The sequence below is a fragment of the Microbacterium oxydans genome, assembly GCF_026559675.1.
Taxonomy (GTDB): Bacteria; Actinomycetota; Actinomycetes; order Actinomycetales; family Microbacteriaceae; genus Microbacterium; species Microbacterium oxydans_D.
The window spans coordinates 1,088,676-1,103,013 of record NZ_CP092891.1; the positions used below are offsets into that span (position 1 = coordinate 1,088,676).

Below are 14,338 nucleotides of genomic sequence, written 5' to 3' on the forward strand. Positions count from 1 at the left end.
CGCCACGATCCGCGACGGATAGCGTGATCACCGCCATGCGGTCGAGCCGGGAGGAGCGGTCATGGAGACACCCGGGGGAGCGGTCGGGGCGACAGCGGAGACGCCTGAGGAGCGGTGCGAGCGTGTCGCCGAGGAACGAGACGTCTGGCGCCGTCGTGCCCGCATCGGCTTCGTCTTCCTCGGCATCTGCGCGATCCTCGGGACCTTCATGCGCTGCCGTCTGGCCACCCTGCCCGGGAACCGGAGCGTGGCGGTGGCCACGCCGCTGGAGTGTCGCGTCAGCGCGGACGGCACGCAGCTGTTCGCGACCATCCGGCTCGCGGCGCTGCAGCCCTCGTACGTGAACAAGGTCATCGTGGACGACGATGTGGACCGTGAGCTGGCGGGCCAGGACGTGGGGTCGGCGCTGATCCTGGGCGATCTCCGAGATCTCGACGAGCTCGCGGACACGGATGTGCGGGAGCTCCTGGCCGGCGGCGAGCAGGCAGACCCGGCGCCGTTCGCTTTCGGAGACCCCGGGGAGGAAGACGGTGTGCTCGTCGTCGCGATCGATCTGCCCGACGGTGCCTCCCAGGGGCGGGCCGAGGGGATCAGGTTGCGCGGGAGCTCTGGAGAGCTCGCGAATGAACAGCAGATCCCCCTCGGGATCCGCTTCGGGCCCACGCAGTGCGAGCTGGCGGTCTCCCGGCCGTTCGAAGGGTATTGAGAAGTCGGCGTACGCCCCCACTCGCATCCGCTATGCTCATACCGTCGCGACTGGCGTCTGGGTGGACTACCACCGGGGAGCGACTGACCACGGAATTCGACCGCGCGCCTGGGCCGATAGGAACACCCCTTCGAATCCGTCGTCAAAGGAGCACGTCATCATGACCGACCGTTACTTCAACGCCCCGCTCTCCGAGGTCGACCCGGAGATCGCCCAGGTCCTCGATCGCGAGCTGAAGCGTCAGCAGACGTTCCTCGAGATGATCGCCTCGGAGAACTTCGTGCCGGTCTCGGTGCTGCAGTCGCAGGGTTCCGTGCTCACCAACAAGTACGCCGAGGGCTACCCCGGCCGCCGCTACTACGGCGGCTGCGAAGAGGTCGATGTCGCGGAATCCCTCGCGATCGAGCGGGCGAAGAGCCTCTTCGGCGCCGAGTTCGCGAACGTGCAGCCGCACTCCGGCGCCTCGGCGAACGCGGCGGTCCTGCACGCGATCGCGCGCCCCGGTGACACGCTCCTCGGCCTCTCCCTCGACCAGGGCGGCCACCTCACGCACGGCATGAAGATCAACTTCTCCGGCCGCCTGTACGACATCGTCGCCTACGGCGTCGACCCGGAGACCTCGACGATCGACATGGCCGAGGTCCGTCGCCTCGCGATCGAGCACAAGCCGAAGGTCATCATCGCCGGCTGGTCGGCCTACCCGCGCACGATGGACTTCGCGGCGTTCCGCGAGATCGCCGACGAGGTCGGCGCGCTGCTCTGGGTCGACATGGCGCACTTCGCCGGTCTGGTCGCCGCGGGTCTGCACCCGAACCCGGTGCCCCACGCGCACGTCGTCTCCTCGACCGTGCACAAGACGATCGGCGGCCCGCGCTCGGGCTTCATCCTCACCAACGACGCCGAGCTCGCCAAGAAGATCAACACCGCGGTCTTCCCCGGGCAGCAGGGCGGCCCGCTCATGCACGTGATCGCCGCGAAGGCGACCGCGTTCAAGCTCGCCGGCACGCCGGAGTTCAAGGAGCGTCAGGAGCGTGTGCTGCGTGGCGCGAAGCTCATCGCCGAGCGTCTCTCGCAGCAGGACGTGAAGGATGCCGGCATCGCCGTGCGCTCGGGCGGCACCGACGTGCATCTGGTGCTGGTCGACCTGCGCGACGCCGAGATCGACGGCAAGCAGGCGGAGGACCTCCTCCACGACATCCACATCACGGTGAACCGCAACGCCGTCCCGAACGACCCGCGTCCGCCGATGGTGACCTCGGGTCTGCGCATCGGCACACCCGCACTCGCGACCCGTGGCTTCGGCGACGTCGAGTTCACCGAGGTGGCCGACATCATCGCGCTCGCGCTGCTCCCGGGTGCGGACGTGGAGGCACTGCGCACGCGTGTCGACGCGCTCGCCGCCGCGTTCCCGCTCTACCCCGACCTGCAGCAGTAAGTCCGCAGCAACTCTCCTCTCGCGAGTGCACGGGATACTGCCGAGCGCACGGCTTGTCGACGTGAACAAGCCGTGCGCTCGGCGGGAAGCCGTGCACTCGGCGGTGACGACGTAAGGAAGAAACCATGACCGCGAAGATCCTGGATGGGAAGGCGGCCTCCGCCGCCATCCGCGCCGAACTGACCGAGCGCGTCGCCGCGCTGAAGGCGAAGGGGATCACCCCGGGTATCGCGACGGTGCTGGTGGGTGCGGATCCGGCCTCGCAGCTCTATGTCGGGATGAAGCACCGTCAGTCCGAGGCGATCGGGATGAACTCGATCCAGCGCGAGCTGTCGGCCGACGCGACCCAGGCCGACGTGGAAGCGCTGATCGACGAGCTCAACGCCGACCCCGCATGCCACGGCTATATCGTGCAGCTGCCGCTGCCGAAGCACCTGGACACGGATGCGATCCTCGAGCGGATCGACCCGGCGAAGGACGCCGACGGACTGCACCCGACCAACCTCGGGCGGCTCGTGCTCAACGTGAACAGCCCGATCCACACGCCGCTGCCGTGCACGCCGCGCGGCGTGATCGAGCTGCTGCTGCGCAACGACTACGACCTCAAGGGCAAGCACGTCGTGGTGGTCGGGCGCGGGGTCACGATCGGCCGTTCGATCGGACTGCTGCTCACGCGTCGCGATTTGAACGCCACCGTCACGCTCACGCACACGGGCACCGTCGACATGCCGCGGTACCTGCGCGAGGCCGATGTGATCGTCGCCGCTGCCGGCGTCAAGCACCTGATCCGTGCGGAGGACGTCAAGCCCGGTGCGGCCGTGCTCGACGTGGGCGTCACGCGCGAGAGCGACCCGGAGACCGGCAAGAACCTGGTGTTCGGCGACGTCGCGCCCGATGTCGCGGACGTCGCGGGCTACATCTCCCCGAACCCCGGTGGCGTCGGCCCGATGACGGTCGCTCTGCTCATGACGAACGTGGTCGAGGCGGCCGAGAGGTCGGTCTGATCGTCCGCACGTGCTCTGTACGGAAAAGGCGCCCATCCGTGGAGGAGGGGCGCCTTTTCCGGTTCTCGGAGGCTCCGGTTCTCGGAGGCTCCGGTTCTCGGAGGCTCCGGTTCTCGGAGGCGCCGGCGTCGCGGATCAGAGGGCGTCGCGGATCGGAGCTCGCCGCGGATCAGAGCTCGTCGAGCATCCGGCGCTGCTCGGGCGTCAGGCCGTCGCTGAGCTCGTCGCGGGCCGCGCTGGTCTCGGGGGATTCCGGTGCCGCGGCGGGGGGAGTCGCGGCGGTCTTCGTGCCGCCGCCCTTCACGCGCGCCTGCACGGAATCGTAGATCTCGCCGGCCTTGGCGCGGAGCCGGTCGTCGATCTGGTCGTAGATCATCCAGCCGAACAGCAGCGCCAGCGGCGGCAGCACGAACGCCCAGAAGCCCGAGGCGCGCACGCCGCTCAGCCAGACGGTCAGCACCCAGATGATGAGCTCGACGAGATACACGAGCACGTACTGCACGACCTTCTCGCCGGTCTTGGTGCGATCGGCGGCGGACTTCGCGGCAGACCTGCGGAACGCGCCGGCGAGCAGCGGCTTCACGAAGAGAGCGGCGAGGGTCAGGATGACCGACGCCCACAGCGCGTTCCACCCGACGGAGACACCGGGCAGCAGCAGGCCGATCAGGAGCAGCACGGCGACGTTGAACACGTAGAGCGCGGCGAACCGGACGATTCCGTTCTTCATGCGAACAGAATCCCACATCGTCGCGCGGAGGGCACCCCTCGGGTGCACCGGCCACGGACGGGCGGGGGTGTGCGGTCGTACACTGATCTCCGGCACCTGTTCCTTCCCCCTCCGCGTCTGGAGCCGTCATGACGATCGACCCGGATCCGCTGCTGGACTCGATCGACATCCTGACCACGGCCGACGGGGCGCAGTGGCCGGCGCACGTGCACGACGATCACGAACTGCTCTCCGCGATCACCCACTCCGTGACCGTGGTCACTCCGGATGCCGTGTACATCGCGCCACGGGGGACCAGCATCTGGATTCCGGCCGGTGTGGTGCACGAGGTGACCGCGGTGCCCGGCAATAGCATGCGGTGCACCTGGTTCGAGCCGGATGCCGGCGCCATGCTCACGAGTCGTGTGGTGGTGACCACGGTGCCTCCGCTGCTCGATCGGGTGCTCGCCGAGCTGGTGCGCTACACCGACCCTCCCCGCCGGGCGCGGGCGGAGGCGTTCGCCCTCGACCTGCTCGCGGACTCGCGGGAGACGGATGTCGGGCTGCCCACCCCGGCGAGCCACTGGCTGCGTGCGGTGACGGATGCGCTCATCGCCGACCCGGCTGATCGTCGCACGGTCGACGCCTGGGCGGCCCAGGCGTCGGTGAGCGTGCGCACCTTCATGCGTCAGTTCACGGCGGAGACCGGGATGACGTTCTCGCGCTGGCGGGGGGAGCTGCGGCTGCAACTGGCGATGTCGATGCTCGCGAACGGGGCCGAGGTGGGACGCACGGCGCGGACGGTCGGCTTCGAATCGCTCGCCGCGTTCTCGGCCGCGTTCCGACGACGTGCGGGGGTCTCGCCACGGACGTTCGCCCGGACCCACGGTTTGATGACCGATTCCCGCGCATAGTCGACCGATCGACGCAACTCTCTCCCTGAACCGGGCAAGCGGGCGCGCCATAATTAGGTAACCCTTGCCTTAATTGGAGATCCCGTGCGCCCATCACCGCGCCTGCGAGCCGCGCTCGCAGCAGCCGTCATCGTCCCCCTCTTCGCCGTCACCGCCTGCGCCTCGGCCGCAGGGCCCTCCGGAAGCGACTCCGCGGCCGGAGACACCGTCGTCGTCGACACCGTCTACGGCGAGGTGACGGTTCCCGCAGAGCCCGAACGCGTCGCCGCGATCTCGTACGACACGCCCTGGCAGGTCATGTCGTTCGACGTTCCCGTCGTCGCGACCATCGACTACACCCAGTGGATCGACAGCTACACCGAGGAGCAGCAGGCCTACGTCGCCGACGCCGCGAAGGTCGGCAGCTACGGCGAGATCAACTTCGAGGCGCTCGCCGGTGCCGCCCCCGACATCATCGTCGGCGACGCCTACGAGGTGGACGAGGCGACCTTCACGCGACTGAGCGAGATCGCGCCGACGGTCATCGTCGGCGGCGACGAGCGCGGTGACTGGCAGTCGCTCACCGAAGACCTCGCGACCGCCCTCGGCGTGCACGGCACCTGGGCGAAGGCGAAGGAGTCCTACGTGGCCCGACGCGACGAGGTGAAGGAGCAGTACGCCGACGTCATCTCCGCCAACACCTGGGCGAACTTCTCGCTCGGCGACGAGGCCGGACAGTTCTCCATCCAGTTGCCGACCGGCTCGACCGGCAACCTGATCGTCAACGAGATGGGCCTCACCTATGGCGAGGGCATCCCCCTGGAGGACGAGGGCGGTTTCGGCTACGCCTCGTTCTCGCTGGAGCAGATCGGCACCATCCTGGACGGCGTGACCGTCGGTCTCACGTTCGAGAACCCGGACGGCACCATGATGCCCGCTATCCAGGACGTCATCGACAGCAGCCTCTTCCAGCAGCTGGAGATCGCGAAGACCGGTCAGGTGTACGGCCTGTCGACGAGCGTCACCGATTACCGCAGCGCCGAGGCCTGGATCGACGAGCTCACCACCAAGGTGCTCGAACCGCTGTCGAAGTGACGGCTCTCGCCACGGACGGACGGCGGCGCGCCCGTCGTCCGTCCGACGCGATCGTGCTGCCGATCGTGCTGCTGCTCCTGATCATCGCGATCGGGGTCAGCATCGCGGTCGGCCCGCGCACCCTGTCCTTCGACGAGCTCCTGGCCGCACTCTCCGCGCCGACCGGCACGGAGGCGGACCTCATCGTGCGCGACGTGCGGCTGCCGCGCACGTTCATCGGGATCGCCGCCGGCAGCGCGCTCGCGGTCGCCGGCGTGATCATGCAGACCCTCACCCGCAACCCGCTCGCCGAGCCGGGGCTGCTCGGCGTCAACGCCGGCGCCTCCCTGGCGGTCGCCGTCGCGATCGTCGTCCTCGGCGTCGGGGACTTCGGATCCACGATGTGGTTCGCGTTCGCCGGTGCCGCGATCGCCAGCGCCCTGGTGGCGCTCATCGGAGGAGTCGGTCGCGGTGCCTCGATCGGCCGCCTCGCGCTCACCGGCGTCGCGGTCGCCGCCGTACTGTCCGCCGCGACCTCCGCGCTCAGCCTGATCGATCCCGCGTCGTATCAGCAGATGCGGCTGTGGGGAGCGGGTGCGCTCGGTGGCCGATCGCTCGAGGCCGCCACGCTCACGCTCGCGGTGGTCGGCATCGGGCTCCTCCTCGTCGTCGTGATCGCCCCGGGTATCGGACTCCTCGCGCTGGGGGAGGACACCGCGCGTGCCCTCGGCGGTCGGGTCGGCGCCGTGCGGACGGGCGGCTTCATCGCGATCGCCGTGCTCTGCGGCGCGGCGACCGCGGCGGCAGGGCCGATCGCTTTCGTGGGGCTGCTCGTACCGCACGCACTGCGGGCGGTCTTCGGGCCGGACACCCGTCGTCTGCTGATCTACAGCGTGCTCGCAGGTCCTCTCCTGCTGCTGTTCGCCGATGCGCTGGGAGGCGTCCTGATCGCCCCGCGCTCGATCCCGGTGGGCGTGATGACGGCGTTCCTCGGCGCACCGGTGCTGGTCGCCCTCGTGCTCTCGCGGCGTGTGCAGGCCGAGGGAGCACCCTCATGATCGCTGCCGCCTCGGTCGTCGCCGCGCCGGCGGCCACGCGTCGCCGCCGCACGATCATCTGGGTGTGCTCCGCCGTCGTGCTGCTGGCGCTGGGGGTGGCGGGGCTCACGCTCGGCGACGCCCCCGTGTCGGTGTCGGATGCCGTCAGCGCTCTGCTCGGCGGAGGGGAGAGCGGCACGCGATTGATCGTGGTCGGCTGGCGGCTCCCGCGGGTCGCACTGGGAGCGGTGATCGGCGCGATGCTCGCCCTTTCCGGAGCACTGTTCCAGGTGGTCACGCGCAACCCGCTCGGCAGCCCCGACATCCTCGGATTCTCGGCTGGCGCCTACACCGGCGCGCTGATCGTGATCGTCGGCGGTTCGGTGGGCACCGTCGCCCTCACGGTCGGCGCGATCGGCGGCGGCATCCTCTCCGCAGCTCTCGTCTTCGCCCTCGTGGCCTGGCGCGGCGCGAGCGGCACGCGCCTCATCATCGTGGGCATCGCGCTCACCGCCATGCTCGGCGCCGTGAACACGATGATCGAGCTCGCCGCCGACGACGTGGTCTCGCGCAGCGCCGCCATGTGGGGCGCCGGGTCGCTCAACGGCATCGACGGAAGATGGATGCCGGTGATGATCGTCACCCTTCTGCTCGGAGCGTTCGCGATCGCGGGGCTCCGGCCGGCGCTCGCGCTGTACGAGCTGGGCGAGGATCGTGCCGCGTCCCTCGGCGTCCGGCCCGTGCGCCTGCGCCTGTCGGCGATGATCGTGGGCGTGGTGCTGCTCGCCGTCACGATCGCGGCCGCAGGGCCCCTCGCCTTCATCGCGCTCGCCGCCCCGCAGATCGCCCGGCGGCTGTGGCGCAGCGGCCCCATGCCGTTCGCGGCATCCGCCATGACCGGAGCGGTGCTCCTCGTCTCGAGCGACCTGATCGCGATGCGGCTGTTCGCTCCCACCATGCTCCCCACCGGCCTCGTCACGATCGGGGTCGGCGGACTCTATCTCGCCTGGATGCTGTCCGGCGCGAATCGAAGGAGGCGCTGATGCGCACCGATGTCCCCCTGTTCCGCGCCGAGGTGGCCGCCCGCACCGTCGTCACCCCGAACATGCTGCGGATCACGCTGCACGGCGCCCGCACGGACCGCGGGGAGCGGTTCGTGTCGAGCGGACGGCCGGACGAGTTCTTCGGGCTGTGGCTCACCGCCGTCGACGGTCAGGAGGCCAAGCGCTACTACTCCGTACGAGCGTGGCGGCCCGAGTCCGACGAGCTCGACATCGACTTCGTCGTGCATGCACACGGGCCGGCGACGCAGTGGGCGCGGCGGGCCCTTCCTGGGGATCGCGTAGCCTTCGATGCTCCGCGCGGGCATTTCCAGCCGCCGCAGGGGACCGAGCGCGTGCTCCTCGTCGGTGACGCCACGGCCCTGCCGGCCATCGGTCGCATCCTCGAGGAGCGGAGCCCCGCCGATCCTCCCGTCTGCGTGATCGTGTCGGTCGATGACGTCGGAGACCGGCAGGACCTCCCGATCGGGGAGGACGACGCGCTGCACTGGGTGGACGGCGACGAGATGCTCGCTCGGACGGTGTCCGAGACGGCGACCGGAGCGGACGCGACCTATCTCTGGTTCTCGGGGGAGGCGACGGTCATGCGCGACGTCCGCCGGCACCTGCGTCACACGCTCGGCTGGCCGACCTCGCGGTACATGACGATGGGGTACTGGCGCCGCGATGAAGAGCGCTGGGCCGCCGAGTTCACCCGCCGTCCCGATCTCGATGAGCAGATCGCCGCCATCTGGGAGAACGGCGAGGACGACGAGACCCAGCGCGATCGGATCGACGAACTGCTGACGAGGAACGGACTGTGACCGACACCACCTTCGACATCCGCGGACTCACCGCCGGATACCCGCACGGGCGGCCGATCTCGGTCGATCTCGACCTGACGATCGACCGGGGGTCCTTCGTCGCGATCATCGGACCGAACGCCTGCGGCAAGTCGACCCTGCTGCGCACGATCGCCCGACTGCTCCCGGTGCTCGCCGGATCGGTGCTGCTCGACGGCCGTGACATCCGTGCCCGCGGAGCGAAGGAGCTGGCGCGGGAGCTCGGCCTGCTCAGCCAGTCCGCCGAGGCTCCGGATGGCATGCGGGTGGCCGACCTCATCGCCCGCGGACGCTACCCGCACCGTCGGGCCTTCTCGAGCTGGAGCGCGGCGGATGAGCAGGCCGTGGCCACGGCGATGGAGCGCACCGCCGTGCAGGAGCTGTCGGAGCGGCCTGTCGACGAGCTTTCCGGGGGACAGCGCCAGCGCGTCTGGCTGGCGATGGCGCTCGCGCAGGAGACCGACGTGTTGCTGCTGGACGAGCCGACGACCTTCCTCGACATCACGCACCAGCTCGACATGCTCGACCTGTTCCGCGCGATCAACCGGGACCACGGGACGACCGTCGTCGCCGTGCTGCACGACCTCAACCAGGCGGCCCGGTACGCCGATCGCATCGTCGCGATGCGCGACGGCGCGATCGTCCGCACGGGACCGCCGGAGGACGTGCTCACGCCCGAGGTGATGATGCGGGTGTTCGATCTGGACTGCACGGTGATCCCCGACCCGGAGACGGGGACCCCGATGGTCGTGCCTCGGCGTCGCTGAGCAGCCGAGCAGCGGGCTCAGAGCGCGCGGTACAGATCCCAGGAACGCTGACACGCCTCGGCGACCGCGCGCACGTGCGCCGGGTCTTCGTGGATCCAGTCCGTTCCCGGCCGGTGCAGCTCGTCGACGGCCGCCGGGCCGAGCAGGTATTCGCGCAGGAACTCCGCCTGCACGGCGTCGAGCTCGAGGGCGGCGTCGGCCGCCCGATCGGCCAGCTCGCGGAAGTGGGCCCCGGCGGCACGGATCTCCTGGCTGCCCAGATACGGGGTGTTCAGGGCGACGTCGTCGGGCTGCTCGACGCGGAACCCGGCACGGTGGGCCTCCGCGAGTGCGCGCAGGCGCTCCGGATCCATCGTGGGCGGATCTTCGGGGGTGCGCTCGTCGCCGCGGGGGTCGCCGCGGTTGGAGAGGGCGACGACCGCCGGCAGTCGATCCTGCGGGGCGCGGGCGACGTCCACCGCCCCGTCGCGCGTCGTCGTCGTGTTCATGGTGTCGTGGAAGGACAGCCGCGTGAAGCGTCCGCCCGTGCGGAGCTTGTCGGCGAGGAAGCGCTCGGTCAGCTCGTCCCTGGTGCGTTCGTAGACCCCGAGCCCGCGCTCGCCGACCTCCACGAAGGTGCTCACGAGGCGCGCGAGCTCGGCGTCGTCCTGCGGAACCTCGAGGATCGGGAAGAACGAGAACGTCACGGGACGGATCGCGTCGACGCCGGAGAGATCGACCTTCTGCCAGGGCCCGGCGGCGCGGGTGCGCTGGATCGCCGTCGTCAGGTCGGTGGCGATGTCGGCCGGACGTGCGCGGTTCGGATCGCGCACCAGACGCGGATGCGGGTTGATCACCGCGACGATGCGACGATCGTGCCGCGCCCATTCCCGCACGATCGCGGCGGTGGCGACGTCGGTGAAGTCGTACTGCAACCGCCGTGTCAGCGCGGGGGAGAGGAACGGCACGAGCTCCTCCGGGATGCGCGCGCCGGCGTGCGGGCAGCTCACCAGCACGTCGGCTTCCGCGATCGCCTCGTCGAGCGTCCGATGCTCGCTGTCGGCGAAGGCGATGATCTCCTGCGGGGTGAACGTGTGTCCGGCGGGGATGAGGTCGAGGTCGCTCATGCGCTCATGCTAACGACCGCCCTCGACGCGGTCAGCCCTGAGCGTGCAACGAGCTCTCGATGCCGCTGATGCGCGCCTGCTCGTCGAAGCGGAACGTCGCCGTGCCGCTCGCGTCCGACACCGTCGCGCCGGAGAACGCCTCATCGGTCCAGGTGAGGGTCCAACCGGCGAGCCGTGCGAGGTCCCAGACCGCGGTGCGCGCGTCGGCGAGGCTCGTGGCGGAGAGCACGCGGGGCAGGGCGATGACGGCGTCGGCCACGGTGAGCGGCGCGAGCGGAGCGTCGAGCAGGAAGACGGCACGCGTGCCGCTGCCGACGGGAGCGGAGTAGTACGGGGAGCGTCCGGTCAGCTCGACCGCGACGCCGCCGACGGTGTGCGCGGCCTGCGCGATCCAGTCGTCGTCACCGGCGGCGTCCGTCGGGAACGGCACCTCGGAGGTGGTGAGGTCGGCGATCCCGTGCTCGGTGCCGTAGGCGTGCAGCTGTGCCGCGACGCCCTGGGGGTCGCCGCTCGGGTGCGCCCAGGCCCAGAGCAGCGAACGCGGCCCCGGCGCGATCGTCGCGATCAGGTGCGCGCGGGTGACGAGCCGGCGCGAGGGGTCGTCGTTCGCCGTGAAGGTCAGGGTGCCCGCGGTCATGTCGGCGTCCCACCGGTGCTCGCCGAGGGCATCGGCGGCGGCGGAGAGGGCGTCCTGTCGCAGGGCGACGAAGAGGGCGGCACGATCGGCGAGGGGCTGGAGCGCGGCGAAGGTCATGCCGACAGTCTCGCCGGGAATGCTATGAATCCGCTAGTTCGCCGTCGGGACCGGGTGCGGCCCCGACGGGACGGTGCGACGGCCACCACGACAGCGCTACGACCTCGCCACGACCTCGCCACGACGGGTCAGTAGCTGGCGCGCGCGGTCCCGTCGGCGGCGATGAAGCGTCCGGCCAGGGCCTCGGAGGCGCGGGCCAGCAGAGCCACATCCGCGCCGACGGCCACGAAGTCGGCTCCGGCGGCGAGATAGGCATCGGCGGCCGTGGGGTCGAACGCGTTCACACCCACCGCCTTGCCCGCAGCCCTGACCGCCGCGAACACGGTCTCGACCGCGGCCGTGACCTCGGGGTGCGTCTGCTGCCCGAGGAGCCCCATCGAGGCGGACAGGTCGGACGGTCCGACGAACACCGCATCGACGCCGTCGACCGCGGCGATCTCGGACGCGACCTCGACGCCCGCCGCGGTCTCGATCTGCACCGTGAGCGAGGTGTGCTGCGCGGATTCCTGCAGGTAGCCGTCGACGCGGTTCCAGCGGGCGCTGCGGGCCAGAGCGCTGCCGACTCCGCGCACGCCCTCCGGCGGGTAGCGGGTGGCGGCGACGGCTGCGCGGGCCTCGTCGGCGGAGGACACCATCGGGACGATCAGGTTCTGCGCGCCCAGGTCGAGCACCTGCTTGATCGCGACGGCGTCGTTGGCGGGCACCCGCACGAGCGGGGCGATCGGGTAGGCGGCGACCGCCTGGAGCTGCAGGAGCACGGACTCGAGCGTGTTCGCCGAGTGCTCCATGTCGATCAGCAGCCAGTCGAGCCCCGAGCCCGCGGCGACCTCGGCGAGGAGCGGGCTGCCCGAGCAGACCCACATCCCCACGAAGGGGCGATCGGCGTCCGCGAGCTGCTCGCGGAAGGAGGGGGCTAGACGAAGCGGCATGCGATTGTTCCCATCGGTCCGTAATCGCACAGCACCTCGTCGCCGCGCGACACCCACATCGGGCGTGTGAACGATCCTGCCAGGATGATCTCCCCGGCCTCGAGACGCGCGCCGTGCTGGTGGAACTTGTTCGCCAGCCACGCGACGCCGGTGGCGGGGTGGCCGAGCACACCCGCAGCGACGCCCGTCTCCTCGATCTCGCCGTTGCGGGAGAGCACGCCGGGCACCCAGCGCAGATCGATCTCATCCGGGCGCTTGCGCACGGTGCCGAGCACCATCGCCCCGTAGGCGGCGTTGTCGCTGATCGTGTCGACGATCGTGCGCCCCTCGAGCTCGATGTGCGAGTTCAGCACCTCCAGGGCCGGGACCGCGTAGTCGATCGCGGCGAGGGCGTCATCGAGCGTGCAGTCCGGCCCCTCGAGCGGGTGCTTCAGCACGAACGCCAGCTCGACCTCGATGCGCACGTTCGAGAAGTGGTCGGTCGGGATCTCGGCGCCGGACTCGTAGACGGTGTCGTCGAACATCACGCCGTAGTCGGGCTCCGTGATGCCGGTGGCCTGCTGCATCGCTTTCGACGTCAGCCCGATCTTGCGACCGACGAGCCTGCGCCCTGCGGCGATCTGCGCGTCACGCCACACGCCCTGGATGGCGTACGAGTCCTCGACCGTCGCCTCCGGGTACCGCGCCGTGATGCGCGGGATCACCCCGTGCGTCCGATCGGCCTCGGCGAGCTCCGCCGCGATCTGCGTGATGGTGTCGTGTGACAGCATCCGTTCCTCCTCTGTCTGACTGCCGGCCGGATCATGTCGCGATCGGACGGCCTCCGGCGCCTCGTACGACTTAGAGCTGATGCCCCAGCTTCTTCTCGCCCTCTTCCGCACGCGTGTACGAGAAGCCGTCGGCGCCGATGGTCACCGCCATCTCGCTGGAGTCGGTGCGGGCGACGACCGGCTGCGGGTTGCCGTCGAGGTCGAGCACCAGCGACGCATCCGTGTACCAGGAGGGCACGACCGGGTTGCCCCACCAGTCGCGGCGCTGATTGTCGTGCACGTCCCACGTGACGACCGGGTTGTCGGGGTCGCCCGTGTAGTAGTCCTGCGTGTACACCTCGACGCGGTGGCCATCGGGGTCGCGCAGGTAGAGGTAGAACGCGTTCGAGACGCCGTGACGGCCGGGGCCGCGCTCGATCGAGTCCGAGCGGCGCAGGGCCCCGAGCTTGTCGCAGATCGCGAGGATGTTGTGCTTCTCGTGCGTCGCGAAGCACACGTGGTGCATGCGGGGTCCGTCGCCGCCGGTCATGGCCGTGTCGTGCACGGTGGGCTTGCGGCGCATCCACGCGGCGTAGACCGTGCCCTCCTCGTCCTGGATGTCCTCCGTGACGCGGAAGCCGAGATCCTGCATGAACCCCACGGCGCGCGGCACATCCGGGGTGACCTGGTTGAAGTGGTCGAGCCGCACCAGCTCACCGGGGATGTGCAGGTCGTAGCGCCACGACATCCGCTCGACGTGCTCGGTGGCGTGGAAGAACTCGTACGGGAAGCCGAGCGGGTCGACGACGCGGACCGAGTCGCCGATGCCCTTCACGAAGCCGTCGGGGTTCCGGCGCACGTCGCAGCCGAGCTCGGTGTAGAACTCGACGGCACGATCGAGGTCCTCGGGCGTCCGGACCCGGTACGAGAACGCGGCCACGGCCGCGATCGGGCCCTTGCGCAGCACGAGGTTGTGGTGGATGAACTCCTCGGTGGAGCGCAGGTAGATCGCCTCGTCGTCCTCCGCGGTCACGTACAGCCCGAGGATGTCGACGTAGAACTGGCGCGAGGCGGCGAGGTCGGTGACCACGAGCTCCATATACGCGCAGCGGAGGATGTCCGGCGGCGAGCTCTGCGGCGTCGCGACGGGGTTGTCCGAGCTGATCGGCGCCTCCTGGGATACGTAGAAGCCCGAGGAGGTCAGGGTCATGTCTTCGCGGTGTGTCATGTCAGCGTCCTTGCTTTCGTGGGCCGTTTCGTCTCGCGTCGCTCGCTCGGCCATCGATCGTTGAGCGA

General features: G+C 70.2%; 15 protein-coding genes and 1 riboswitch. Of the genes, 9 read left to right on the forward strand and 6 right to left on the reverse strand.

Translation table 11 applies throughout. The annotated features are described in order from the left end of the window. Window positions 1-61 precede the first annotated feature (61 nt). The 3 genes from MME74_RS05180 (at window position 62) to MME74_RS05190 (ending at window position 3,145) form a co-directional block, all read left to right on the forward strand. A complete protein-coding gene (locus MME74_RS05180; RefSeq protein WP_267417653.1) occupies window positions 62-706 on the forward strand; it encodes a hypothetical protein in 645 nt (214 codons plus the stop codon). Between the two features lie 36 nt (window positions 707-742). Then, window positions 743-827, forward strand: a riboswitch (ZMP/ZTP riboswitch). A gap of 39 nt (window positions 828-866) precedes the next feature. Beyond that, on the forward strand, window positions 867-2,141 hold the full coding sequence (gene glyA, locus MME74_RS05185; RefSeq protein WP_267417654.1) for a serine hydroxymethyltransferase: 1,275 nt from the start codon (window positions 867-869) through the stop codon (window positions 2,139-2,141). Between the two features lie 125 nt (window positions 2,142-2,266). Further along, entirely contained in the window at window positions 2,267-3,145 is an 879-nt protein-coding gene (locus MME74_RS05190; protein ID WP_267417655.1) for a bifunctional methylenetetrahydrofolate dehydrogenase/methenyltetrahydrofolate cyclohydrolase, read from the forward strand. A gap of 169 nt (window positions 3,146-3,314) precedes the next feature. Here MME74_RS05190 and MME74_RS05195 read toward each other — a convergent pair whose 3' ends face one another. Continuing rightward, complete coding sequence (locus MME74_RS05195; protein ID WP_267417656.1) at window positions 3,315-3,872, reverse strand: hypothetical protein; 558 nt, start codon at window positions 3,870-3,872, stop codon at window positions 3,315-3,317. Between the two features lie 128 nt (window positions 3,873-4,000). On the opposite strand from MME74_RS05195, the gene MME74_RS05200 reads away from it, so the two are divergent. The 6 genes from MME74_RS05200 to MME74_RS05225 all read left to right on the forward strand — a co-directional run bounded on the left by MME74_RS05200 (window position 4,001) and on the right by MME74_RS05225 (window position 9,504). Next, complete coding sequence (locus tag MME74_RS05200; RefSeq protein WP_267417657.1) at window positions 4,001-4,765, forward strand: helix-turn-helix domain-containing protein; 765 nt, start codon at window positions 4,001-4,003, stop codon at window positions 4,763-4,765. Window positions 4,766-4,849: 84 nt separating this feature from the next. After that, window positions 4,850-5,839, forward strand: a complete 990-nt coding sequence (locus tag MME74_RS05205; protein ID WP_267417658.1) for an ABC transporter substrate-binding protein — start codon at window positions 4,850-4,852, stop codon at window positions 5,837-5,839. Beyond that, a complete protein-coding gene (locus MME74_RS05210; RefSeq protein ID WP_267417659.1) occupies window positions 5,836-6,876 on the forward strand; it encodes a FecCD family ABC transporter permease in 1,041 nt (346 codons plus the stop codon). Before MME74_RS05205 ends, MME74_RS05210 begins: the two co-directional genes overlap by 4 nt. Next, the gene (locus MME74_RS05215; RefSeq protein WP_267417660.1) at window positions 6,873-7,898 is read left to right on the forward strand and encodes a FecCD family ABC transporter permease; all 1,026 of its coding nucleotides are present in this window, start codon (window positions 6,873-6,875) and stop codon (window positions 7,896-7,898) included. Before MME74_RS05210 ends, MME74_RS05215 begins: the two co-directional genes overlap by 4 nt. Beyond that, window positions 7,898-8,719 carry a siderophore-interacting protein gene (locus tag MME74_RS05220; protein WP_267417661.1) on the forward strand — a complete coding sequence of 274 codons (822 nt, stop codon included), beginning with the start codon at window positions 7,898-7,900 and terminating at the stop codon, window positions 8,717-8,719. Before MME74_RS05215 ends, MME74_RS05220 begins: the two co-directional genes overlap by 1 nt. Continuing rightward, window positions 8,716-9,504: an ABC transporter ATP-binding protein gene (locus MME74_RS05225; protein ID WP_267417662.1), complete on the forward strand. Its 789-nt coding sequence runs from the start codon at window positions 8,716-8,718 to the stop codon at window positions 9,502-9,504. Before MME74_RS05220 ends, MME74_RS05225 begins: the two co-directional genes overlap by 4 nt. A gap of 17 nt (window positions 9,505-9,521) precedes the next feature. On the opposite strand, the gene MME74_RS05230 is transcribed toward MME74_RS05225, so the two are convergent. From MME74_RS05230 to hpaD, 5 genes are all read right to left on the reverse strand, one after another. Further along, on the reverse strand, window positions 9,522-10,610 hold the full coding sequence (locus tag MME74_RS05230) for an N-formylglutamate amidohydrolase (RefSeq protein ID WP_267417664.1): 1,089 nt from the start codon (window positions 10,608-10,610) through the stop codon (window positions 9,522-9,524). A gap of 31 nt (window positions 10,611-10,641) precedes the next feature. Next, window positions 10,642-11,364: a DUF6882 domain-containing protein gene (locus MME74_RS05235; protein ID WP_267417665.1), complete on the reverse strand. Its 723-nt coding sequence runs from the start codon at window positions 11,362-11,364 to the stop codon at window positions 10,642-10,644. A gap of 128 nt (window positions 11,365-11,492) precedes the next feature. Further along, window positions 11,493-12,293, reverse strand: coding sequence for an HpcH/HpaI aldolase family protein (locus tag MME74_RS05240; protein ID WP_267417666.1), 801 nt, complete (start codon window positions 12,291-12,293; stop codon window positions 11,493-11,495). Then, entirely contained in the window at window positions 12,278-13,063 is a 786-nt protein-coding gene (locus MME74_RS05245) for a fumarylacetoacetate hydrolase family protein (RefSeq protein ID WP_267417668.1), read from the reverse strand. The genes MME74_RS05240 and MME74_RS05245 overlap by 16 nt, the downstream gene beginning before the upstream one ends. Window positions 13,064-13,133: 70 nt before the next feature. Then, window positions 13,134-14,270, reverse strand: a complete 1,137-nt coding sequence (gene hpaD, locus MME74_RS05250; RefSeq protein WP_267417669.1) for a 3,4-dihydroxyphenylacetate 2,3-dioxygenase — start codon at window positions 14,268-14,270, stop codon at window positions 13,134-13,136. Window positions 14,271-14,338 lie beyond the last annotated feature (68 nt).